Consider the following 24,303-nt stretch of genomic DNA (forward strand, 5'->3'; position numbering starts at 1 on the left):
TCTATCCCTGGCTCCATATGTGTTTCATCTTATGCTCATTCTAAGTATGGCTGATGCCGAGGCAAGTGCCTCGCCAAGTTTTTCAGGCTGACTGCCTCCGGCCTGGGCAAGTTCCGGCTTGCCTCCGCCACTGCCGCCCACGAGCGGTGCCAGCTGCTTGATAATATCACCGGCTTTAACCTTTGCACTCAATCCCTTGCTGACGGCAACCAGCAGATTGGCTTTTCCGCCGATATCGGCGCCCAGAATAATCACCCCTTCACCCATTCGATCCTTGATGGTATCGGAAAGATCACGCAGCCCTTTGATATCCTCGACCTGAACCTGCACTGCCAGCATCTTTACGCCGTTAACCTCAACCGCCTGTGAAAGCAGGTCGCCGGAGGCGGTTGCATTGAGCCGGCCCTGAAGCGATTCGATCTCGCGCTGCAACTCCCGTTGCCGCAGCAGCAGTTTTTCCAGTTTGTCGAGCGGGTTGCCCCCCTCGGCCTTGAGCAACGCTGCCATTGCCCGCTGCTCATCTTCCATCTGCCGGATGGAACTGAGTGCACCAGTCCCGGTCAGTGCCTCGATACGGCGTACTCCGGCGGCAATCCCGGCTTCAGAGATTATCTTGAACAAACCGATATCGCCGGCCGCCCGTACATGGGTGCCGCCACACAGTTCCATGCTGACGTCCCCCACGCGCACCACCCGCACCGTATCTCCGTACTTTTCATCGAACAGCGCTGTGGCACCGGCCTCGACAGCCTCAGCGATGGGCATCTGGTTTGTGACCACCGGGGCATTTTCCATGACATAGCCATTAACAAGCGTTTCTACCTGCCTGATCTCGTCGGCTGTCATGGCGGAAAAATGGGTAAAATCGAAGCGCAGACGATCAACGGACACCAGTGAACCGGCCTGCTTGACATGTTCCCCCAGCACCTTGCGCAGTGCTGTCTGGAGCAGATGGGTAGCGGTGTGATTGCGGGCCGTTGCAGCCCGAATTGCTCCGCTAACGGTCAGATTGACCGCATCACCAACCCGCACCGACCCTTCCTTGACATGGCAGTGATGGACGATCAGGTCGCTGAATGGCCGACTGGTTTCCACAACTTCCAGATGAGCAGTGCCGGAGGAGGCACTGCCGCTGTCGCCGGCCTGCCCGCCCGATTCACCATAGAAAGGGGTTGCTTCCACGATCAGATCCACCTGGTCACCGGCAGTCGCCGAGTCGGCCTCGACGCCGTCACGTACAAGCGCCAGTATCGGTGAATAGTTCATCAGAGCGTCATAGCCGATAAACTGGGAATGGATACCGCGGTTGTGTATCGCTTTGTAAATATCTGCAATGCCTGCCGCTCCGGACCCTTTCCAGTTTTCGCGCCCCAATTCACGCTGCTTTTCCATGCAGGCTTCAAAACCGGCTTCGTCTACCGTGAATCCTTCCGACTCCACGATGTCAGCCGTCAGATCAACCGGGAATCCAAAGGTATCGTACAATTTAAAGAGCACTTCGCCCGGAATGACCGTACTTCCAGCAGCGCGCAATGCAGCGACTTCCTCATTGAGAATCCCGAGGCCACGGTCAAGGGTCTCGGTGAAACGTTCCTCTTCCGCCAACACCACTTTCTTGATATAGGCCTCGCGTTCGGCCAATTCCGGATAAGCATCCCCCATCATCTCGCGGACCGCCTCCACCATCTTGTAGAGCAGCGGTTCGCCCACCCCCAGCATCTTGGCATGTCGCGCTGCCCGGCGCATGATGCGGCGCAGCACGTAGCCGCGCCCTTCATTGCTGGGCAGGGCCCCGTCGCAGATCAGGAAGGTGACTGCGCGGCAATGATCGGCAATCACACGCATGGAAACGCTGTCTCGTTCATTGTCTCCATATTTTTTACCGCTGTGACGTTCAATGTGACGGATGATCCCCTGCAGCAGATCCGTGTCGTAGTTGGAGTGCACCCCCTGCATAACGGTCGTAATCCGCTCCAGTCCCATGCCGGTATCAACGGACGGCTTGGGCAGCGGCGTCATGACCCCGTCGGCAGTGCGGTTGAACTGCATGAAGACGTTGTTCCAGATCTCCATGTAGCGGTCACAGTCGCACCCCACGGCACACTCCGGGGAGCCACAGCCGGTCTCGGGACCGTTGTCCCAGAATATCTCCGTGCAGGGGCCGCAGGGACCGGTATCGCCCATGGACCAGAAATTGTCCTTTTCGCCGAAGCGGTAGATGCGCTCACGAGGCACACCTTCCTGCAGGTGCCAGAGGTCGGCGGCTTCGTCGTCATCGGTATAGACGGTTACATACAGGCGGCTCTTGTCCAGTTTCAGATCGACTGTCAGAAATTCCCAGGCAAAGGCGATGGCCTCTTTCTTGAAATAGTCGCCAAAAGAAAAGTTGCCCAGCATCTCGAAGAAGGTGTGGTGCCGGGCGGTGCGCCCCACGTTTTCCAGATCGTTGTGTTTACCGCCGGCCCGTACGCACTTCTGGGAACTGGCTGCCCGGTAATAGCCGCGATCCTCCAGTCCCAGGAAACAATCCTTGAATTGGTTCATGCCGGCATTGGTGAACATCAGGGTCGGATCGTTCTTGGGAAGAATCCCGGAACTGGGGACCACCACATGCCCCCTATCCTCGAAATATTTCAGAAATCGTGCACGTATCTCTCTGCCTGTCATCATTTCCCTCAAAATATGAAATTAAATTATTCCTGATCCTCAGCCCGCAAAATCTTCATTATCGCAGAAAAACCAAAACCACGCCGCTGTAGGTACCCTATCGCCCGCCGCTTTTCCTTGTCGCTGGAGGTGGCATAAGAAAAACCGCTGAAGCGGCGTTCAAAGATCGCTCGCATGTCCTGACACTCGTCGTGGTCCTCCATGATGCGTCCGAGCACGTCGGACACCATCTCCGGCGGGAGACCGCGCCGCCGCATTTCCTGCCGCAAACGGGAACCGTAATACCGTCCGGAGGCCAACGCCGATTCTGCGAATCGTTCCGCAAAGCGCAGGTCATTTAGCCAGCCTTCCGCAGTCATGCGCCCAAGGGCAGCTTCGATATCTGATTCGCCGAACTCCCTGGCGCGGAGCTTTTCCTGCAAGCGCGCCTTTGTATAATCCCGTGCCGTCAACAGCCGCAGAGCGTATTGATAGGCCCGCTCCGGCGAGGAGTTCTCAGAATTTTTCAATGGCAAGCGGTTCCGGCTCCGCAGCCGGATCTTCCTTACTTTCAAAACCGTCCCAGGATGCATCGGACGTGCCGGATATACCGGAAACCTTGAGGGCGAAATCGTCCGGATTGGAACTCTGGCGTACCGCTTCGTCATAGGAAATCAGCTTGGACGTGTACAGCTTCATGAGCGACTGGTCAAAGGTCTGCATGCCGTAGCTGACATACCCCTGGGCAATGCAGTCATGCAGCTGCTTGGTCTTGTCCTTGTCGTCGATGCATTCACGCACGCGCAGGGTTCCGAGCATGACCTCCACCGCCGGGACGCGCCCTTTGCCGTCCGCACGGGGCACCAGACGCTGGGAGATGACCCCTTTGATGACCCCGGCCAACTGGATGCGCACCTGGCGCTGATGGTAGGGGGGAAACACACCGATGATGCGGTTGACTGTCTCGGCGGCGTCCATGGTGTGCAGGGTCGACATGACCAGATGACCGGTTTCGGCGGCGGTCATGGCCGTTTCAATAGTTTCGTAATCGCGCATCTCGCCCACCAGGATAACATCCGGATCCTGGCGCAGCGCCCCTTTGAGAGCCCCGGAGAAGGAGGGTGTATCCGAGCCGACCTCGCGCTGGCTGATGATGCTCTTGTTGTCGCGGTGCAGGAATTCCACCGGGTCTTCGATTGTGATGACATTGCAGGTGCGGTTCTGGTTGATATAGTCGATCATGGCGGCCAGGGTCGATGACTTGCCGGAACCGGTGGTGCCGGTCACCAGCACCAGACCGCGCTCCTCCTGGCAGATCTTCTGCAGGATCGGCGGCAGGTTGAGCCCTGCCAGGGACGGGATGGCAAAGGTGATGGAACGGAACACCATGGCCGTTGTGCCGCGCTGACGGTAGACGCTGACCCTGAAACGGCCCAGACCGGGAACCGCATAGGCCAGATCGACCTCCGAGTTTTCCTCGAAGATCCGCTTCTGGCGATCATTCATCATATTTTGCGCCATCGTGCCAACAAAATCGGGAGATAGACGCGGGGCGTTCGGAATCGGGTGCAACCGGCCGTCGATTCGAACAATGGGAGGCAGACCGGTCTTGATATGAATATCGGAGCCCTTGGCCTTGACGGCGATCGTCAGGATTTCATTCAGATCCATTGTTACCTCCTTGAACTCGCTTCAGGTTACTTTTTGGCGACCGCCGGGGCCTTGAGCAGATCCATCAGCTTGGCTTCGAGCTCGGCCAGTGCTTCGGGGTGCTCCGTCAGCCAGGTGCGGGAGTTTTCGCGACCCTGACCGATACGATCTTTGCCGTAGGAATACCAGGCGCCACTCTTCTCGACGAGTCCCTTGTCCACCGACAGGTCGAGCACATCGCCGGTACGGGAGATGCCTTCGCCATAAAGGATGTCGAATTCCACCTCGCGGAAGGGGGGCGCCACCTTGTTCTTGACGACCTTGACCTTGGTGCGGGAACCGATCACCTGATCGCCCTGCTTGAGGGTAGCTATCTTGCGGATGTCCATGCGGACCGATGCGTAGAACTTGAGGGCATTACCACCGGTTGTGGTCTCCGGGTTGCCGAACATCACCCCGATCTTCATGCGGATCTGGTTGATAAAGATCACGCAGCAGTTCGATTTGGAGATGATGCCGGTCAGCTTGCGCAGCGCCTGGGACATCAGGCGGGCCTGCAGTCCCATGTGGGAATCGCCCATATCGCCCTCGATCTCGGCCTTGGGCACCAGTGCCGCTACCGAGTCGACCACCAGCACGTCGATGGCGCCGCTGCGCACCAGGGTTTCGGCAATTTCCAGGGCCTGTTCGCCCGTATCCGGCTGCGACACCAGCAGATCGTCGGTCTTGACACCCAGTTTGCGGGCATAGCCGATATCCAGGGCATGCTCGGCATCCACGAAGGCCGCGATCCCGCCGGTTTTCATGGCCTCGGCTACAATATGCAGGGCCAGGGTCGTCTTGCCGGAGGATTCCGGACCGTAGATTTCCACAATCCTGCCGCGCGGCACGCCGCCCACTCCCAGGGCCATATCGAGAGAAATCGAACCGGTGGAGATAGCCTCCACACCCGGCAAGGCCTCGTCGGTACCCAGACGCATAATGGCGCCCTTGCCGAACTGTTTCTCTATCTGGCTGAGCGCCAGCTCTATCGCCTTGTTTTTTTCCGGCGTGGTATCTTTTTCAGCCATGGTTATGTATCTCCTGAAAGGTGGGATATGTAAATGAAAGGGCTTATAAATAGCATAGCTGGCTAGTGCCCCGCAAGGCTTTAAATGGTTCGGGAGGTGCCTCGCTGAAGCAGGTAGCGCCGCAGCCAGTCCAGTGCCGTCCAGGCCGTGATGACGCGAATCTGCTCGCGGCTGCCGCTGAACTGGAAACGCTTGGTCCAGCAGCCGTCCGGAGCGGCCAGTGAGATGAAGACCGTGCCGACCGGTTTGTCCTCGACTCCGCCATCCGGCCCGGCGATGCCGGTCACCGCCAGGCCCAGGTCACTGCCGGAAACCCGGCGAATACCCTTGGCCATGGCCGCAGCCACGTCGTTGCTGACGGCACCCTTTTCCAGCAGGAGACCGGGAGCCACCCCGAGTTGCCGGGTTTTGGCCGCATTGCTGTAGGTTACGGCACCCTCCAGAAAATAGCGGGAGCTGCCGGAAGTCGCTGTGATCCTCTGGGCAATCATCCCGCCGGTGCACGATTCCGCCAGCGCCAGTGTGCAGCCACTCTTCATGAGCAGTCCGGCCACAACATCATCAAGACCGTCCTCACCGACCGCAAAGACATACTCCTTGAGCCGCTCCTGAACCAATCGGGCGGCAGGCGCAAGCAGTTCCGCAACGGCTTCCTCATTATCCGCTTCGGCCCGCAAGGTGATACGCATCCAGGGGAATGTGACACAGAGGCCCAGATGCAGACCGAGGTCCGGACGGGCAATCCCCGTCAGCAATTCATCCACCTCGGCCTCACAGGGACCAAAGACATTAAGCAACGCCGTCCGGATCACCCGTTTAGGTGTTATCCGTTCGACCAGAAATGTCACCACGGAATCCTGCAGCATCAAACGCATCTCAGACGGTACACCCGGCAGAAAAAACATGAAACAGCCGTTATTCATCAGGTGAAAACCGCAGGCCGTCCCGGTCGGGTTGTGTATCAGCGTGGTTTTGGTGGGAATCATGGCCTGTTTGTCATTCAACGGGCAGACAATCAGCGAAGCAAGCCGACCGGACATATCGCGCACGTGAGTCTTGGCATGCGAGTTCAGCACCAGTCGCCGGCCGGTCGCCCGCGCTGCGGCGCGGGCGGTCAGATCATCCGCCGTCGGCCCCAGGCCGCCGGTAACAATCACCGCATCACTGTTTCTGCCGAGCTCCAGCAGGGCTTCGATGATGTCCGGCTCATTGTCTCCGACACACATATGCCGCTGTACCCGCAAACCCTGATCAAGAAGTGCGGCCGCAATAGTGCCGGCATTGGTGTCCGTCGTCTGGCCGCAGATCAGTTCATCACCGACGCTCAAGGTTGAAATTCTCATGGCATATCCTTGTGCAACAGCTGTTGCATGATGTGTCGGCAGGGTACGCCCCGTTCACGGGCGATCCGGCGGCAGTCCTCGTACTCCGGTTTTTCTCCGTACTCAGAGACCTTGAACCGTATCGTGCCGAACTGCGTGTCACGCTCTTCAATCCGCCTGGACTGGATAATTCGTTGCAGGGAAGCATACCTGACCCCCAGGGAGCCGGTTTCGGCCATCACCAGTGCAGCCAGACGCTGCAAATCAGCCGGTGAGCAGAGAAACGACAGCACTGTGCCGGGGCGCCCTTTTTTCATCTGCACCGGCACCAGCCACACATCCAGGGCTCCGCTCTCCAGCAGCAGTTCCTGGACATAGCCGACAATCTCAGGAGTAACGTCGTCGAGATTACAGGAAACCTCCCGAACCTCCTCGCTACTCCCGGTTGCGCCCGTTCCGAGGAAGGCCCGCAGTATATTGGGGCAGTCGCTGAAATCCTTGCCACCGGCACCACTGCCGATCCGTGAGATCGTCATGGGCGATTGTGCAGCTGAAGGAATCACCAGAGCAGCCAGGATGGCTGCGCCGGTCGGCGTGACCCGCTCCCCCTCGCCGCATCCGTTGTGCACCGCCATGCCGCGCAGCAGTTCAGCTGTGGCCGGTGCCGGCACCGGCAACCTGCCATGAGCTGTTTCGACAAAGCCACTCCCCAGCGGCAGCGCCGCAGCAAAGACCTGCACCACCTCCAGATACTCCAGACAGATCGCTGCAGCAACAATATCCACAATCGAGTCAACCGCTCCAACCTCGTGGAAATGCACATCCTCAACAGCAACACCATGCACCAAGGCCTCGGCCTCGGCCAGACGCCGGAAAATCCTCCGGGATTGGTCCTTTACAACCGCGGACAATCCGCTGGCAGCGATCATGGTGTCGATCCCGGCATAATGGCGGTGGGTATGGTGGTCATGGACCGCAACTTCAAATTTCAAGGCCGGAATATGCCGGCGCTCGGTCTGCTGGATGGACAGGGAATAGGAATCAGCCGGCAGGGCCAGCTTGGCCAGTTCAGCCCGCAGATGCTCCAACGGCACACCAAGGTCCAGCAGCGCTGCCACGGTCATATCGCCGGAGATGCCGGCATAACAGTCGAAATAGAGGATATTCATTTCACACCCGATTGATCAGCGACGCCGCACAGGCGGCCCCGAATCCATTGTCGATATTGACGACCGTCACCCCGGCGGCACAGGAGTTGAGCATCCCCAGCAGTGCCGCAATACCGCCGAAAGAAGCGCCATAGCCGATCGAGGTCGGCACGGCGATGACCGGTTTGTCCACCAGACCGCCCACTACCGAAGGGAGCGCCCCCTCCATGCCGGCCACAACGATGATTACACTGGCGGCCTCCAGCAGCTCCCGCCGCGCCAGCAAACGATGGATGCCGGCCACACCCACATCATAGACATGGCTGGTCTCGTTGCCGAGAAAACGGGCGGTCACCAGCGCCTCGGCGGCCACTGGGATATCCGAGGTGCCGGCCGATACCACCAGAATCGTACCTTTGCCGCGGGGTTCAGGCGGATGCTGCTGCAGCGTCAGGCAGCGGCCCTCGTCATGGCAGTTCGCCGCAGGGAAGGCCTGCAGGATCTCCCGGGCCTTGTCAATCGAGAGCCGCGTCACCAGGATATTGCTCCCCTTGTCGGCCATGGCGGACATGATCCGCTCTATTTGCGGCACGCTCTTGCCTTCGCCGAAGATCACCTCCGGCATACCCTGACGCAGTTCGCGATGGTGGTCCACCTGGGCGCAGCCAATGTCCTGGTAGGGGAGCTGTCGCAGACATTCCACCGCTTCATCGACCGAAGTCGCCCCGTCCTTGACGGCATCCAGCAGTATTTTCAGCTGTTTTGGGTTCATAGGTTATATTCCTTACTGCTTGACCACGCTTACGTGAATAAAAAATGCGCTGAGGAAATCTGGATAGCTGTTTTTATACACCACGACCACCAGGCATGCCACACCAATTTTGCCGGGAAATGTTTGTGACGAAATCAAACTTTAGTTCACCGGTTTACATCACCGGCAGATTCTGTTACAAACTCACTAATACTGACATGGAAAGAGGTATCAACATGGGTAAAACAACTGCTGAAAAGATTTTTGAGACGCATCTGGTTAATGAACCCTTCCCCGGCACGAAAGTGCTCAGACTCGACGTTGTGCTGTGCCACGAAATCACCACCCCCATCGCCATCGACGACCTGATCCGGCGCAACAAGGACCGGGTATTTGATCCTTCTAAAATCAAAGCGGTCATTGATCACGTCACTCCCAGCAAGGACAGCAAGACCGCGACCCAGGCCAAGATCCTGCGCGACTGGGCCCGCCGCCACGCCATCAGGGACTTCTTCGATATCGGCGCCAACGGCGTCTGCCATGCCCTCTTCCCGGAAAAGGGCTTCATCCGCCCCGGCTACACGGTCATCATGGGCGATTCCCACACCTGCACCCATGGCGCCTTCGGCGCCTTTGCCGCCGGCATCGGCACGACTGACCTGGAAGTCGGCATCCTCAAAGGGGTTTGTGCCTTCCGCCAGCCGAAAACGATCAAGTTCAATGTCACCGGGCAACTCCCCAAAGGTGTCTACGCCAAGGACGTCATTCTGCACATCATTGGCAGGATCGGCGTGAACGGCGCCACCGACCGGGTGATGGAATTCCACGGTGCCACCATCGACGCCATGACCATGGAATCGCGCATGACCCTCTGCAACATGGCAATTGAAGCGGGCGGCACCTCCGGCATCTGCATGCCGGACGCCACCACAGTCGAATTCCTCTGGCCCTTCATCAAGGACGAATTCGCCTGCAAAGAGGCTGCCCTGGCCGATTACTCCAAATGGCGGGCCGATGTTGACGCCGAATACGACCAGGTCATTGATATCGATGTTTCCACCCTGCAGCCGGTCGTGACCTTCGGCTACAAACCGGATCAGACCAAATTCGTGGTCGACATGCCGGATTCACCGGTGGACCAGGTCTATCTGGGTTCCTGCACCAACGGTCGCCTGGAAGACCTGCGCATCGCCGCCGGAATACTGAAAGGGAGAAAAATCGCCCCGAACGTACGCGGCATCCTCTCCCCCGCCACCCCCAAGATTCAGCAGGAGGCCATGCACGAGGGTCTGATCGACATCTTCATGGAGGCAGGGTTCTGTGTTACCAACCCGACCTGCGGCGCCTGCCTGGGGATGAGCAACGGCGTACTGGCCGAGGGCGAGGTCTGTGCCTCCACCACCAACCGCAACTTCATGGGCAGAATGGGCAAGGGGGGCATGGTGCACCTGATGTCACCGGCCACCGCGGCAGCCAGCGCCATCGAAGGCAAGATCGCCGACCCGAGGAAGTATCTGTAAAGCTTTGCCACAGAGGACACAGAGAAAAACAACAAACGTAGGCTTGTTTTTACCGTATGTTCCCTGTTTTGAACTTCTCTGAGTCCTCTGTGATCTCTGTGGCTACAATGATTTTATCTTTCTCAGTAAGGAGTGCACATATGAAAACATTCGGAGGCCCGGTCCTCTTTCTCGACCGCAGCGACATCAACACCGACGAGATCATCCCGGCCAAGTACCTGACCGAGATCACCAAGGAAGACCTCAAGCCCTATATCCTGGAAGACCTCAAACTGCCAGGTTTCGACCCCAAAGGTCCGAAAACCAGGAATGCCCGGGTGGTTCTATCCCGCGCCAACTTCGGTTGTGGCTCATCCCGCGAGCATGCCCCCTGGGTATTCGAGGTCAACGGCATCACCGCCGTGATCGCCGAATCCTTCGCCCGCATCTTCCGCCAGAACATGTTCAACTGTGGCATGGCCGCCATAGAGCTGCCCAAGGCCGATCTCGACCTGATCTTCTCCCATGCCGGTGATGAGGATGCCAGCATGAGCATCGATATACAGGCCGGGACGCTGACTATGAACGGCGGCGGAAAACAGAAGACCTTCAGTTTCGACATTTCGCCCTTCGACAAGGCCCTGGTAACCGCCGGCGGCTGGGTCGATTACGCTGATTTGAATTATTAGTGCGATAGAAATTATTTCCGCTTTTGGGAAATAATTTCGTTATCGCACTTATCCCGCTTGCGGGGCGTTGCAATAGACGGTTAACAGAACTGACTTTGTAATCCGTTTTCCGGACAGCTCCCAAAGTAAACTCAACACCCATACAAGAGGCGGAACGCACCAGTTTCCGCCTCTTTTTTTGTGTCCAGTCAATAAAGGACCATTTAAGTCTTTTTCATATTGACGCAGATTGCAGACGAAGCGTAAGGTTAAATCAAGGATACGGATTAACACACAGGGAGGGTACGACAATGAGAACAATCAAGATAGTGGCAATGCTGATTATGACTGTTGTTGCAGGGGCAATGCTGAGTGCCAGCCTTGCATCGGCGGCAGCACTGAACGTGAAGACAAAAGACGGTATCGGCAGCTATCTGGTCGATGAAAAGGGCATGACACTGTATCTGTTCAAAAAAGATCTGCCGAACAAGAGCGCCTGTGCTGCCGGTGGTTGTCTTGAAAAATGGCCGGTCTTTTTCGCCGAAAAAATTGAACCAGCTGATGGCATAGATGCTGCCGCCATCGGCGTTATAACCCGCGATGACGGGATCAAGCAAACCACCTACAAAGGACAGCCGATTTATTACTTCTTTAAGGATAAAGACGATGAAGATGTCTACGGCCAGGGAGTCAATAACGTCTGGTTCGTAGTAGCTCCCTAACTCCACGAATTGCTCGTACTACAAAACAAGCCCCGGATCGGGGCTTGTTTTGTAGTGTTCAGAACCGTTTGCTCAATCCGAGATGAAAGGCAACATCCGGCGCAGTTGACACGGCAACGTCTTCGGAGACGCCGATATCCAGCAGGTAGCCATCCGGCAGTTTCAATGCCCCGCCTCCAACCAGCAGCAGTGAGTTCTCCGAGAGTTCCGTCAAAGAGCTGTTACGATAGAAAGCGGTGTGTCCATTGAGCTGCAGCTTGAATGAGATCCATTCCGCCGGTCCCCAGCCGAGGCCAAAGGTGCCGAAAGCGACCAGGCTGTTCTGCTGGTCCGCCAGCACATCCCCACCCGTCATGACCATTGCGCCGGCCGAGCCAAACAGACCCAGACTGCCCCATTCGGTGAAATTGTTCATACTGCCGCACAGCTGCAGGGAGAAATCCGTGCTGCCGCTGCCACGCAGTGCGCTGCTCTCGCCGGTCGGCAGCTTGAGTGCCGTACGAAGCGCCAGGCGGTCGCGGGTCCCGTTGTCACCTTCATCGTACAGCTTCATGCCGCCGTTCAGTACGATATCACCGATTCCGGAGCCCGCATGGTTCATAGCGAGCTTTTGCACGCCATCCTTGAAATAGCTGTAGTTCAGGCGATTTCTGGGGGCTGAATCACGACCACCCTGGGGCAGACTGAAGGTATTGTGCCAGTCAACAATGAATCCGTCCAGAAATCCGCCGCCGTACAGCACGTAGGGGACATCAATACCGGCCTCGAAACGGCCATCGATGCCATAGCGGAGTGCCAGGGTCCAGCGGTATGATTCCCCATCAAGGGTGATCTGTTCGTTATGGCTGTGACTGACACTGTAGGCACTGGCAACATCCTGTGTAAGTGTGAATGCGCTCTGTCCAGCCGGCGTGACAGCGGCGGATGATTCAGCTGGAAGGCCGAATATCTGCACGAGCGGACTCTGGTTGACCGTGCGAAAGGGGGTGATTTCCATATCAACTGCCCGACAGGGCGCTGCCCAGCATGAAAGCACAATCAGCAGCAGGCAGACTCTATACATGCTCACTCCCGTCAACAGCGGCATCCCGGACTGTCCCCGTACGGTAATGGTCAATAAGCTTTGTCAGTTCCTTTACGCCCTCCATGATTTTCATGCTGTCAGCCGCATTGGAGGCGATCAGTTCATTCACCTTCTCAACCGCTTCGACGGCCTGTGCGACCACCGCAATATGACTCGCGGCATCCTCCTTGAGCTCTCTGGTGCGCTCATTGTCCTCCATGACACTTCTCAGATAAAGGCGGTTCCCCTTGGCCTGTTCCTGGGCGGAGGAATTGATTCGATGTGCCAGTTCGCGCAGATTTCCCAGGTTCTTGAGTACCAGGTTGGCGCCCACCTGTTGATGCTCGGTGGCAAGCGTGATTTGCCGCACGCGTTCCAGATTGTGCTCTGCCTCGTCAGCAATGCGCTGTATACCGACCGACTGTTCAGTGGTTTCTTCGGCAATGCGGGCAACCACCTGAGATGCTTCTTCGGCACTTTTATCTATGGTGACAAGTGCCGCATTGGCCAGGGATGAGATTTTGGCCCCCTCCTTGGCCTTGTCCTTGCCCTGAGTGACTGAGCGCTGCACCGTAGCGGTTTCCTTCTGGATGTTGCGGACCAGTTCCTCGATCTCTTTTGTGGAAGCGGAGGTGCGATGGGCCAGGGAGCGCACTTCCTCCGCAACGACCGCAAAGGCCTTGCCCCGTTCTCCCGCCTGCGCGGCAATGATGGAGGCATTCAGCGACAACAGGTTGGTCTGATCAACCACCTCCTGGATAACGCTCAGAAACTCACCGACCCGTGCCGAATGGCGCGACAACCGGTTGATGGACTCAAAGGACTCGTCGTTGCTCTTGACGATTTCCTGCATAGCCCGCATCGTAGCGGCCATACTGTGGAGCCCCTGCTGGGCTTGAATCCGTACATTGCCAGATGCGGTCGCTCCCCGCTCCGAGTTTTCGCGCACATTGAACTGGGACACGCTGATCTGGGTAATAGCGGAAACCGTCTGTTCCGTGGAGTTCGACAGACCGCGGATATTATCGGCAGTCTCCTTGATGGCGCGTGTCATCTCCTCGATGGAACTGGAGGTTTCAAGCACAAAAGAGGAATACTGGTTGATATTATCTGCAATGGCATCTGTCGTGGCGCTCATTTCTGCCGAGATGGCGGCACGTTCTTCGGTACGGCCCGAAAGTTCATCAATTTCGTGAATGACGGTAGAAAAGGCGGTTTTCATGCTTTCCATGGCAATCACCGCATCCCGCACCTGGGCAACCTCCTGGTCGTCGCCGGATACCAGATTATGAATGATCACCTTTAATTGCTCTTCCGCCGCAATTATCTGTTTGAGCAGATTTTGACGCTCCTTGCGGCGGTTTTCCACGGTATCAATGATTACATGGTCAAAAGAAAAGATCGCCTTGATGTCATCCTGTTCGGACTGGAGCGATGCAATATCCTCCGTCAGCTGGAGACTCGCCACAACGCGAGCCTGGTGAGTACGGATCTCTGCCACTGTCTGTGTAAGGGCGCGTGCGCACAACACTGAACTCACGAGGGCTACACTGATGACGGAGACGATTGCCGAGGCTCCGCCTCCCGCTGCAAAAAGCAGGGCTCCGATCACTATGGCAACCAACAGAGATATAATCACCATCCGGTTTCTGCGGGCGGATATGCTGGCATGCTGCAGTTCTGACATACGACAACCTTTCATTATTAGAACGAAATCTGCTTGTATCACGGTGACTGGACCGGTGTCAACGAATCCTGGCAGGCAAAATTGTCGATTCATTCAGGCGTTAGCTCTGTTTGACTGATTGTGCCAACATACCACTCGCAATCAATGACCAACCAACACAATTCAATGTTGCGATGCTTGATTTTTTTACCCTTCAATGCGATACTGCCTGCCTGATACACAGAGACAGTGCGTTAGCCAAATCAAAGTGATTCACAGGAGGATATAATGTTTGGATTTGGAATGCCGGAGCTGATCATCATACTGGTTATTGTTCTGGTCGTCTTTGGTGCCGGCAGGCTGCCAGAAATCGGCGGAGCACTCGGCAAAAGTATCCGCAACTTCAAAAAGGCTTCGGACGGCAAGGATGAAATCGAGATCAAGCCCAAAAGCGAGGATGACGACAAAAAGGCCTGATGTAGGTCGTTTTTTACACTTAAAAAGGGGAAAGCCGCATGCGGTTTTCCCCTTTTTAATTTATATGTGCGGGAGTGATTACGAGTTCAGATACTCCCCGATCTTCTCGGCCAGCGTACTATAGATCCGGCGGCACTCGTTCTCGTCCTTCTCCAGCAGGGTCACGCGGAAGCCCTGTAGCGGCGTTGAAAAGGAAGAAAGCGGCACGACACAGATGCCGGTAGCGGCCAGGATGTGATAGACGAAACGCTTGTCCGGTGACACGCCCGGCTGGTTGACCAGACCGTTGACCAACTCCTTTACCTCGGCATTGGCAATCGGAATCGACTGGCGGTTGGAGAGCAGCCCTTCCTTGAAAGCGACCGCCATGTAAAAGGCGCCATTGGTGCGGTTGACCTGCAGAGCCGGCACCTTGGCCAGAAAATCGTAGGTAATATTGCTCATCTTTTCATAACTGGCAATCCGCTCCGCAAGATACACAGAGTATTCGGGATGCCGTGTGATGGCCGGGATGACGGTCTGGGGCAGTGTGGTCGAGCAGACCTCGTTCATCTTGCCGGTCAGGATCAGGTTGATATACTTGCGGAACTGCTCGTCCTTGTGGACGTTATAGACCTCGATCCAGCCGCAGCGCGAACCGGGCCAGGGGAATTCCTTGGAAATCCCCTTCAGGGAGATGGCCGGCACATCACCGATCACGTCGCTGATGTGCACCGTTTTCTGGCCGTTGTAGACGATGTTGATATAGACCTCGTCGGCAATAATGAACAGGTCGTTCTCGCGGGCGATCTGCACGATCTCCCGCAGGGTCTGCTCCGTGTAGACCATGCCGGTCGGGTTGTCCGGATTGATGATCATGATGGCGCAGATGTTGGGGTTATACTTGATGTGGTTGCGCAGATCATCCAGGTCCGGGTACCAGTTATCCTCGGACTTGAGCCGGAACAGGGCCGGCGCGGCGTGGGCATGGCCGATCTCACCCAGGGTATGGGTGGTATAGGAGGGTGACGGCATCAGGACGCGCGCCTCGGCCCGCAGTGAACCGTAGATCTTGGCAATGGCATCGCCCAGGCCATTAAAGAAGATGATATCGTCAGGGGTGATCTGGGCCCCGCCCCGGGCATTGGTGGTGTCGCAGATAAACTCGCGGGTCTCCAGCACACCACGGGTATGACAATACCCCCAACTCTGGTTGTCCATGACCGCCTTGGCCACGATCTCCTTCATCCACTCCGGGATGACCTCGCCCTTGACAATCGGGTCGCCGATATTTTCCCAATTGATCTTGACACCATGCATTTGAAGTTTTTCAGCAACATTAACAATGTTCCTGATCTCGTACGTCAGTTCTCCGGCTCCGGGCCGCACCAGTTCAACACGCATACTCGCCAACCTCCCCTATGTAATTTTACAATCTATCGATGAAAAATAAAAAAGCCGTGGACTGGAGCCCACGGCTTGTACGATACGTTTAGAATAAACGACGATCAGCGGGCGGCAGATACACCTGCGGCGTAACGCGCCGCTGCGCTGATAGCTCGTGCTGCTATGTCAATAAGCTCTATCTTCATGGTTGATTTCAATAACATACTGGAATAAGCCCGTCAACGATTTTATCCTCACCGGCCACCTGACGCAGCGGCCCCTTTCAATATCAATCTCCGGTACAGCAACTCAACGCGATCCGTCATGGCCTCGATGGTAAATTCCCGTTCAGCCCGTTCTCTGGCAGCATCTCCCATTCTTCGGCGCTGCTCTCGATCCGCGAGCAGCACGTCGATCCGGTCGGCCAGTGCTGCAGCATCTCCGGGTGGAAAGAGCAGGCCGGTAACACCGTCAAGGACGACCTCGTTATTGCCGGGTATGTTGCTGCAGATGGCCGGCTTGCCGAGCAGGGCAGCCTCCAGCAGCACCAGCGGCAGACCTTCCTTGCCCAGCGACGGTAGCAGGACGCAATCAACAGCGTTCATGATCGCCACGGCATCGCTGCGATATCCCAGCAGCACAGCCCGCTGCCCGACACCCGACTCCTCGGCCTGACGGCGCAGGCTGTCCATATTTTCACCGGTACCAACAAAGAAGCAGTGCAGATCCGGCCATTTCGCACGAAGCAGTGCTACCGCCCTGATCAGGTCGGCCTGCCCTTTTTTGTCTGCCAGGTGGGCGATACAGGCAATCGCCGGAGCATCGGCAGTGATGCCGAGAGCGGAGCGCACCTGGGCAGCATCACCGGAGAAATCAAGCCGCTTCGCTTCGATGCCGTTGTAAATGGTACTGATACGGTCCGCTGAAACGCCCTGCCCTATAATATGTTGTCGGACCCCCTCCGAACAGGCGACCATGGCATCTGCCAGCATGAAGAAATAGCGGGAATTCATGGCGTGGACATGCGACACCACCGGTATGCCTCCCAGTCGGCCGGCAACACCGCCCCATTGGGAAGCGGTTGACAGGTGCGTATGGATCACATCTGCGCCAACCTCCCGGGCAATCCGCAGGACGCCGAGAGCCACCAGGGGATTGAACTTGCCGGACAACCCGGGCGTGCGGGTCTCAAGACCACGCTGGTCCGCCTCGGCTAGCATGGCCTCATCCCGCTTGCACAGCAGGATGACCCGGTGGCCACGTTGCTGCAGCGATCCGGAAAGCATCAGGCAGACCCGCTCCGCGCCGGACAGATGCCGCTGGGAGATTACCTGCAGTATGGTCATGGGATGTTTCATCTGAAACCTCTGGTGTACCGAACGTATCAAGCCGGAATGAAACGCCGCTCCTGCAGAATTTTTTCAACTCCGGCACATAGCGCCTGCGGGGTGATGCTGCCGATGCACTCCTCATTCCGCTCACAGCTCTTTCTGAGGCACTTCGTGCAGGCCAGCGGCGATTGCACGATCACGTGACGCTCCCCCTTCGGCCCGTTAAGCGAACCGTCGGTACAGCGGTAAAAGGATACAGTGGCCGTACCGACCACGGCCGCCAGATGCACAGGACCGGTATCGCCGCCAACTGCGCAATCGACCCGTTTGAGAAGCGCGGCAAAACGTTTGAGTGACATCCTTTCAAGGACCCGGGCCCGGGGCCCGATCTGCTGCGCTATCCGCAGCACCGTTTCATGTTCGGATGCGTTTCCCCACGACAGCAGGATCGTGGCAGCGGGGTAACGTGTCAGCAGGTAGCAAGCCAGTGCAATCCAGCCGCTTTCATGCCAGAGCTTGGTCTGCCAGGTGGTTCCGGTATGAAACAGCAGAACAGGTCTGCTGTTGCTCTGCGACAGCACCTGTCCAACCGCTTCATCATCAAGGGCGGTATGGATATCGGTTGTCAGGGTCAAGGCGGCCGGGTCCACACCGAACGGCGCACTGATGATCCGCAGATAGCGGGTCGTGGCATGCCGGTCTTCGGGCAGCAGAGCTATTTTTTGGTCCGTGAAGAGCGCATTCAGCCGTTCCTGCATAGCATCGCGGCTAAAGCCGATCTTGCGCGGCGAGTTGGCCAGCCAGCAGACCAGGCCGCTCTTGGTATTGCCCTGTATGTCGAAAACAAGGTCGTACTCGCGCTCCCGGAGAAGCCTCCTGAAGGCCCCGACCTCACGCAAGGTCTGCAAAGCAATGGGCGATTTCCTCCAGCGCTTGAACGCAACCGTCATCAGACGATCAATCAGCGGATTGCCGGAAAGTAGTTCGAGAAAAGCCTCCTCAACGACCCAGTCGATGCGGACACCGGGGGAAACCTGGTGCAGATAATCGAGCAGCGGCAGCGCATGGATGATGTCGCCCAGTGCGGATGTTTTTATTATCAGGATGCGCATTCGGTCGTGGATGGCGTCGGTATGCCGGCAATAAAGCCCAGGACTATGCCGGTTGCCGCAGAGAGCACCTGGGTGTCCGTCAGGCTGCCGATCAAAATAACAAAGAGAAAGGCCAGAACCGTGTGACCTGAGAGCTGGCCACGGGCCCGCCAGGCACGCTTGAGCGTAACGACGAAAAGCCAGCCGTAAATCCCGATTCCCAGTAATCCGTAATTAGCAACGATGTACAGGTAGCTGTTGTGGGGATGGGGGGACATGTCCTCCGGGTTGATTTTTTTTGCTTCCAGCTGATAGGCCCCTGTGCCGGCGCCCAGCAGCGGGTGACGCTGGAATATTTTCAGCGCATCGCTCCACATCATCATGCGCAAGCCGATGGATGAGGGGGTCTGTGTGCCGTCACTTTTTGTGTAGGAGGTACTCACTCCAGCTTGATACAGCTTGATTTCCTGCGGAATAAGGGCCGTGCGTTCCCGGACCCTCTGGGATGTAAACAGCAGTGCCAGGGTGAACAGTACCGCAACCAGAACCGGGATGAGTCGACGGCGTCCGAACATGGTAATAAACAGCCAGGGTGACAGCAGTGCCAGCGACAGGTAGGCGCTTCTCCCTTTCAGCTGCGTAACCGTTATCGCCAGAAACAGCATCAGGACGGCTGCCGCTAATTTCGTGTAGAGCGACTCCGATGCGTTGTAACAAAATGCCAGAGATAATATCGAGACAACAATGAGCAGCGAATAGGTAATATACGAGCGAACGGTAAAATTCTGCAGGTAGGCGGTTTCCGGAATAATTCCAGCGAAATACAGGCAGAGTATGACAGCGACGATGGTCGTGCCCGAGATGAAACAGACCATAACATTCCGCACGCTGCATTCCGATTTCATGGCGCTGGCTGCCAGAAATGCAAAGAGCCAGTAATGGCTTCTTTCGGCGAATTTGACCGCCTGGTCAAGGGGGGCCGTTGACCAGAGAATGGCAACCCACGGGAGGGCACAGAGTGCGGCCACGGGCAGCAGCCACTCCTGATCCAGCCAGTCCGCTCGATCCCGGTAGCAGCGACCCGACACCAGCCAGATTGTGAGTGCCAGCAGGCTGCTCAGGGTAAGCGGAGCCGTACCAACCGACAGGAAGAAAAAACTGAGACAGATCAGCACGCCAATGACGGTATATGTCAGGTCATGTACCTGTTGTCCGCTGGAGGAGGTCACGAGAGGCCATCCCGGTCAGCGGCACAGCGCATGGCGGTATAGTGCGCCTTTTTGTGTGCAATGCCTTGTGATGAGGACACCAGCGAGAGGACACTGTATTTTATGAATTTCATACGCAATCGAATCCTGTCAAGTGCCATGATCATCCGGGCAAACGACCGGCCGTAATGCTTTTTGAGATACAGGTTTTTGCTCCGGTAAAACACCCTGGCCCCCTCAACAGAGGTGGATGAGCCACCCAGGTGAATCAGGTGCTGCCTTGGCAGTGCGTAGCAGTGAACCCCGGCATCAAGGAGACGATGGGAGAGATCGTTGTCTTCAAAGTAGAAAAAGAACGCTTCATCAAAGAGCTTACCTTCGGGAAAACATGAGCGCCGAATCAGGAAGAAGGCCCCCATGACCCCCGGCACCCGCAGGGGAGCAGTTGCTTTCGCAAGTTTCCGTTTCAGCCGACTGGAGCGAAGCTTGTTCATGGAATTGAACACAATGGACATTCGCGAGCGGTGAAAGATGAACCCCTGGGTCGAGCCGTCCCGATTGGCGATCCTTGGGGCCGCAACACCGGCATCGGGGGTCTGCTCCATGAATTCCCAGAGCGCCACCAGTGTTGCTTCGTCCAGAATAACATCGGTATTCATGGCACAGACATAGCGGCTGTCAACCGCTGCAATGCCCCGGTTGATGGCGCGGCCATACCCCAGGTTTTCTCCCGCCGGAATATACACGACATCTCTGCGTCCATTCAGAAATTCATGGGAACCATCGCTGGAATTGTTATCGACAACCACCAGCGTATAGCTGAAGGGCAACGCAGCGGCCTGAAAGAAGGCGAGCATGTCCCGGACAAGCCCGCAGGTATTGTAGTTGACTGTAACAAAGGCGATGTCGCAGCTGGCTTTACTCATGAATGGCATCTGTACCGTTTTTTGAAAGTAGCGTGCTGATTTCCCGAAACACATCACTAGCGGACAAGGCCATCATGCAGGGATTCTCCTGCCCGTCCCTGTAGCAGTGCGGCCGAATGCAGGGATAATGCTCGCAGGCGGCCTGCATGGCAACGATACTGCCGCTACGAAAGGTACCGCGGGATGTACCGGCAGTCTCAGGTCCTGTGACGGATGATTCGTTGTCCCAGGGATGCCAGCGCCACATCTCGGTCGGTCCGTACAGGGCCACCATGGGAACCCCGGTGGAGGCGGCTATATGGCTGATGGCCGTATCAAGACCGATGTAGAGCCCCGCCTGTTCTATCAGACAGGTCATCTGGTTAAGTGAGAGTGTCCCCGGGATGACAACCGGCGGGATAGCACAGCGCGCGGCGGCCGCCACCAGCAGCCCGATCTCCTGCGGGTCCGGTGATGAAGTCCAGACCGGAGTAAGGTGATATTTCCCGGCGACCAGATCACTGAGTGCGATAAAGCGCTCGATGTCCCAGTACTTGTAGTGCCAACGGGCAAAGGGGTGAATAACAAAGTACGTACCCCGTTCGTCATGGGGCTTGAGGACTGCGTTGACAATATCGTTGTCAAACCTATCCCAGTACAGCTTGACCCGCAAACGGTCGACCGGCAAACAAAGCGTTTCGGCAATTTCCTGACAGTGCCGAACAACGTGCAACTCCTCACAGTAAGGCATCACCCTGCTCATCAGCAGCTTCCGCCACCAAACCCCGAGCGCTTTGTCGGGGTCACAATAGCCGATCCGGGTCTGCCGACCGGCCGCAACCAGGGCAAGAGAGGCACGGTCGGACTTGTTGAGACACACCGCCATATCATATTTTCTGAAAAGAGACCACAGGTAGTTATTTGAACCGGAGTGTGCTCCCTTTTGCCATTTCTCGGAATAATACACGCGCCGTACGCGGGGATCCTTTTCGAGAAACTCGCCGGTACCGCGGTTCACCAGGTAATCGATCTTCGCATCCGGGTACGCAGATTTGAAGAGATCGAGAAGCGGCGTGCTCAGCACCACATCACCGATCAGCTTGATATTTATAATAAGAATCGATTGTGGATGATCAGTCTGCATGCTTGGTTCGGCGCTCGTATGTTATTCCGTTGGAGTAGGGAGCTGGTTGTTTCAACGCTGCTTGAGAGCTGCCTCCACTCTCATCTGTTCCGCCCGTTTCGCATATTTGTAAAAGGTATACTCACCGTTCGCCAGAGCGATGACAAACCCCGGCCAACCATCCAGAATCCCCTTCTTGACGAAATAGATCCTCGCAAAAGAAGACAGGCCATGCAGAAGGGCTCCACCCATGGTGGCAGACTTTCCCTTCTGCTTCATCTTTTCCGCACCCAGGGTGGCGTAGCGCTCAAGCTTGGTGCACATCTGTGTCAAATCACGATACGGTTCCTGACGGATAAAATTGACCATATAGCCAACGGTCCCCTGTATGGTAAAACCTTCGTGCACCATGTCATCGCCAAACAACAGGGCCGTTCGCCGAAAGAGCTGCGGCTGGCGATAGTCGGGATACCAGCCGCAGTGCTTGATCTCCTGCCCCATGAAGCTGTTTCTGCGCGGGGTGTAATAGGCGTCCTTGGCATCCGGCAGCTCCACCAGCCGCCGCATTTCATCACGGGCCTTATCAGTACAGCGCTCATCGGTATCAAGGCTGAAGACCCACTCAAAGCGGGTGGCTGCGATCGCCGAATTCCGCAGTTTTCCAAATCCTTCAAAGGCAACCTGCACTACCCGGGCCCCAAGCCCGGTGGCGATTTCAACCGTCCGATCGGTGCTGAAGGAGTCAACTACCACCACCTCATCGGCCCAGAGAACACTCTTGACCGCATCGCCAATGTTGCGTTCTTCGTTAAATGCAATGATGTACGCAGATATTTTAGCCATTATCTCACTCCGGAGTTATTCTACTGATTCAACTGCATTTACTCATTGGCGAGCGCCTGAAAAAGACACGGAACGCTTCTTCACGGCTTCAAGTGTGCCCGTCAAATTACGATATCTTTCTATCTGAAACGTAAACTTGCTGCTGGGAGCAATCTTGTAGAGAGCCCTGTACGTAAACTCCTTGAATCGTGCCCTGAGGATGTCGCGCCGCAGGGTCATGCGTGCATGCAGCTGTCCGTAGAATTTCTTTACATAGGCGTACTTCATGGAATAATACAGTTCCGGATCCCTGATAAAACTGGTCTGGCCGCCCAGGCGCACAAGCGAACAATCAGTAATCACCTCGCACACAACACCCTGTCGCATCAGGCGGTGAGCCAGTTCCATATCACAGAAATAATGCCGGAAGTCTTCATCGTAGAGCCTGTTGTCAACAACCAGTTCACGCGAACAGAACAGGAACGGCCCGATGATTCCGACAACCCGCCGGGACTGTCGGGCTGCACGCAATTTTCGTCCGATTGACTTCGAGAATTTCTTGTCAACGGTGCCTGAATACATGGTCAGCAGGCTGGGATTGAATACAAATTTCTGGGGCTGCCCCCAGGGGAAAGTGATGATCGGCACACAGACCTGTACGTCCCGATGTGCGTCACAATGCTGCACCAGAGATTCAAGCGCCGCAACAGTTAGGTTTACATCCGTATGCAGCAGACAGACATACCTGCTCTTCGGAGCAACCACCAGGCCGCGGTTGAAGGCACAGCCAACGCCCAGGCAATGATCCAGGAAAACGCTACCCACACCCTGATACGCCTGGACAAGTTCTCGCGAGCCATCCAGCGAGGCATCATCGACAACGGTCAGCGAATAGGAAAAAGAGAGCACCGACGTCCTGAAGAAATCCAGCTGCTTCTTGAGCAGCAGCTTCGAAGTATAGTTATAGACAATGAATGCCACATCCAGGACAGGCAGGGAAATGGAGTTGTCAGACGTCATATCTGCCTGCCAGTCGTGCAATTGTCCTGATCAAACGGTTCGAGGGATAATTCCGGTGGAGATAATTTCCCTTTTTGTAGGTTGCCCGCAGAAAATCATGGTTGTGCATCCATGAATCGACCTTCCTCTCAAAAAGCTCTCCACCATACAGCGGGTAGCGTTCCGAGGCCGGATGGGTTTCATTGAAGATCCGCTGTTTATAGTCCGCTGTTCGTATCAGGTAGCACTGGTCCGAAAAACCGTATCCCAGCCAGAAATCATCATCCTCTTCATAGGCCTGCGCTGATGCTTCACACACGGAACCATCCGGCACACAGTTGACAACCCTGACCCGCGCATCCTGCTCCAGCTTGGCGATACCCTGATCGATCCACGGAAAGGATGCTTCCAGCAGGCTGTCTCCCGCAAAGTGCAGCAGGTACTCGGTCCGGCAGCGGTAAATGCCCACCAGCTCCTGAATGGAGTAATAATAGCCCCCTTTGAAGCTGTCCCGTTCGAGTCCGAAAAAATCCAGCGCCTCCTGGGCATACTCCTCGACAAAAACATACTGGGTAATGATATTTTGTTCTTTCAGCTTCCCGGCGTAGAACTTTACCCGGTCAGGATCGCTCACATTGTTGATGTAGAGAATCCGTTCCTCAAAATCAAAGCAGTTGCGCTTGATCATCAGTTCAAGACGATTGGTTTTAAGCAGAATCTCCCAATCCTTTTCATAACATTTGGTTTCAAATGTCACGGCACTCACAGAGAACTCCC

The 24,303-nt window shown here is 56.3% G+C and carries 22 protein-coding genes; 4 read left to right on the top strand and 18 right to left on the bottom strand.

The window, feature by feature from the left end:
- Window positions 1-24 precede the first annotated feature (24 nt).
- The 7 genes from alaS to larB form a co-directional block, all read right to left on the bottom strand.
- Complete coding sequence (gene alaS / locus ACOCF6_RS07590; RefSeq protein ID WP_482463292.1) at window positions 25-2,667, bottom strand: alanine--tRNA ligase; 2,643 nt, start codon at window positions 2,665-2,667, stop codon at window positions 25-27.
- Window positions 2,668-2,693: 26 nt separating this feature from the next.
- On the bottom strand, window positions 2,694-3,176 hold the full coding sequence (locus ACOCF6_RS07595) for a regulatory protein RecX (protein WP_482459783.1): 483 nt from the start codon (window positions 3,174-3,176) through the stop codon (window positions 2,694-2,696).
- A complete protein-coding gene (locus ACOCF6_RS07600) occupies window positions 3,163-4,317 on the bottom strand; it encodes a type IV pilus twitching motility protein PilT (protein WP_482459784.1) in 1,155 nt (384 codons plus the stop codon). Before ACOCF6_RS07600 ends, ACOCF6_RS07595 begins: the two co-directional genes overlap by 14 nt.
- 26 nt (window positions 4,318-4,343) lie before the next feature.
- Window positions 4,344-5,366, bottom strand: coding sequence for a recombinase RecA (gene recA / locus ACOCF6_RS07605; RefSeq protein WP_482459785.1), 1,023 nt, complete (start codon window positions 5,364-5,366; stop codon window positions 4,344-4,346).
- Between the two features lie 80 nt (window positions 5,367-5,446).
- Window positions 5,447-6,709: a CinA family nicotinamide mononucleotide deamidase-related protein gene (locus ACOCF6_RS07610; RefSeq protein ID WP_482459786.1), complete on the bottom strand. Its 1,263-nt coding sequence runs from the start codon at window positions 6,707-6,709 to the stop codon at window positions 5,447-5,449.
- Window positions 6,706-7,857 carry a nickel pincer cofactor biosynthesis protein LarC gene (gene larC, locus ACOCF6_RS07615; protein ID WP_482459787.1) on the bottom strand — a complete coding sequence of 384 codons (1,152 nt, stop codon included), beginning with the start codon at window positions 7,855-7,857 and terminating at the stop codon, window positions 6,706-6,708. Before larC ends, ACOCF6_RS07610 begins: the two co-directional genes overlap by 4 nt.
- Window position 7,858: 1 nt before the next feature.
- Window positions 7,859-8,608 (bottom strand): nickel pincer cofactor biosynthesis protein LarB, encoded by a 750-nt coding sequence (larB, locus tag ACOCF6_RS07620; RefSeq protein WP_482459788.1) that lies wholly within the window; start codon window positions 8,606-8,608, stop codon window positions 7,859-7,861.
- 215 nt (window positions 8,609-8,823) lie between these two features.
- On the opposite strand from larB, the gene ACOCF6_RS07625 reads away from it, so the two are divergent.
- The 3 genes from ACOCF6_RS07625 to ACOCF6_RS07635 all read left to right on the top strand — a co-directional run bounded on the left by ACOCF6_RS07625 (window position 8,824) and on the right by ACOCF6_RS07635 (window position 11,476).
- Window positions 8,824-10,107 carry a 3-isopropylmalate dehydratase large subunit gene (locus tag ACOCF6_RS07625; protein ID WP_482459789.1) on the top strand — a complete coding sequence of 428 codons (1,284 nt, stop codon included), beginning with the start codon at window positions 8,824-8,826 and terminating at the stop codon, window positions 10,105-10,107.
- 140 nt (window positions 10,108-10,247) lie between these two features.
- Window positions 10,248-10,775 (top strand): 3-isopropylmalate dehydratase small subunit, encoded by a 528-nt coding sequence (locus ACOCF6_RS07630; RefSeq protein ID WP_482459790.1) that lies wholly within the window; start codon window positions 10,248-10,250, stop codon window positions 10,773-10,775.
- 290 nt (window positions 10,776-11,065) lie between these two features.
- Window positions 11,066-11,476, top strand: a complete 411-nt coding sequence (locus ACOCF6_RS07635; RefSeq protein ID WP_482459791.1) for a COG4315 family predicted lipoprotein — start codon at window positions 11,066-11,068, stop codon at window positions 11,474-11,476.
- Between the two features lie 58 nt (window positions 11,477-11,534).
- Here ACOCF6_RS07635 and ACOCF6_RS07640 read toward each other — a convergent pair whose 3' ends face one another.
- Window positions 11,535-12,539, bottom strand: coding sequence for a DUF3187 family protein (locus ACOCF6_RS07640; RefSeq protein ID WP_482459792.1), 1,005 nt, complete (start codon window positions 12,537-12,539; stop codon window positions 11,535-11,537).
- Complete coding sequence (locus tag ACOCF6_RS07645; RefSeq protein ID WP_482459793.1) at window positions 12,532-14,226, bottom strand: methyl-accepting chemotaxis protein; 1,695 nt, start codon at window positions 14,224-14,226, stop codon at window positions 12,532-12,534. The genes ACOCF6_RS07640 and ACOCF6_RS07645 overlap by 8 nt, the downstream gene beginning before the upstream one ends.
- A gap of 267 nt (window positions 14,227-14,493) precedes the next feature.
- Between ACOCF6_RS07645 and ACOCF6_RS07650 the strand changes: the two genes are divergently transcribed.
- The gene (locus ACOCF6_RS07650; RefSeq protein WP_482459794.1) at window positions 14,494-14,682 is read left to right on the top strand and encodes a twin-arginine translocase TatA/TatE family subunit; all 189 of its coding nucleotides are present in this window, start codon (window positions 14,494-14,496) and stop codon (window positions 14,680-14,682) included.
- Between the two features lie 78 nt (window positions 14,683-14,760).
- On the opposite strand, the gene ACOCF6_RS07655 is transcribed toward ACOCF6_RS07650, so the two are convergent.
- The 9 genes from ACOCF6_RS07655 to ACOCF6_RS07695 form a co-directional block, all read right to left on the bottom strand.
- The gene (locus ACOCF6_RS07655) at window positions 14,761-16,065 is read right to left on the bottom strand and encodes a pyridoxal phosphate-dependent aminotransferase (RefSeq protein ID WP_482459795.1); all 1,305 of its coding nucleotides are present in this window, start codon (window positions 16,063-16,065) and stop codon (window positions 14,761-14,763) included.
- A 236-nt stretch (window positions 16,066-16,301) separates the two neighbouring features.
- On the bottom strand, window positions 16,302-17,405 hold the full coding sequence (locus ACOCF6_RS07660) for a glycosyltransferase (protein WP_482459796.1): 1,104 nt from the start codon (window positions 17,403-17,405) through the stop codon (window positions 16,302-16,304).
- 26 nt (window positions 17,406-17,431) lie between these two features.
- Window positions 17,432-18,490, bottom strand: coding sequence for a lipopolysaccharide heptosyltransferase I (gene waaC, locus ACOCF6_RS07665; RefSeq protein WP_482459797.1), 1,059 nt, complete (start codon window positions 18,488-18,490; stop codon window positions 17,432-17,434).
- The gene (locus tag ACOCF6_RS07670) at window positions 18,478-19,698 is read right to left on the bottom strand and encodes an O-antigen ligase family protein (protein WP_482459798.1); all 1,221 of its coding nucleotides are present in this window, start codon (window positions 19,696-19,698) and stop codon (window positions 18,478-18,480) included. Before ACOCF6_RS07670 ends, waaC begins: the two co-directional genes overlap by 13 nt.
- Complete coding sequence (locus ACOCF6_RS07675) at window positions 19,695-20,603, bottom strand: glycosyltransferase family 2 protein (protein ID WP_482459799.1); 909 nt, start codon at window positions 20,601-20,603, stop codon at window positions 19,695-19,697. Before ACOCF6_RS07675 ends, ACOCF6_RS07670 begins: the two co-directional genes overlap by 4 nt.
- Entirely contained in the window at window positions 20,596-21,726 is a 1,131-nt protein-coding gene (locus ACOCF6_RS07680; RefSeq protein WP_482459800.1) for a glycosyltransferase family 9 protein, read from the bottom strand. Before ACOCF6_RS07680 ends, ACOCF6_RS07675 begins: the two co-directional genes overlap by 8 nt.
- 51 nt (window positions 21,727-21,777) lie before the next feature.
- Complete coding sequence (locus ACOCF6_RS07685; RefSeq protein WP_482459801.1) at window positions 21,778-22,548, bottom strand: glycosyltransferase family 2 protein; 771 nt, start codon at window positions 22,546-22,548, stop codon at window positions 21,778-21,780.
- A gap of 42 nt (window positions 22,549-22,590) precedes the next feature.
- Entirely contained in the window at window positions 22,591-23,547 is a 957-nt protein-coding gene (locus tag ACOCF6_RS07690) for a glycosyltransferase family 2 protein (RefSeq protein ID WP_482459802.1), read from the bottom strand.
- Entirely contained in the window at window positions 23,537-24,292 is a 756-nt protein-coding gene (locus ACOCF6_RS07695) for a hypothetical protein (RefSeq protein ID WP_482459803.1), read from the bottom strand. Before ACOCF6_RS07695 ends, ACOCF6_RS07690 begins: the two co-directional genes overlap by 11 nt.
- Between the last annotated feature and the right edge of the window lie 11 nt (window positions 24,293-24,303).

The sequence above is a fragment of the Geobacter psychrophilus genome (assembly GCF_056821595.1).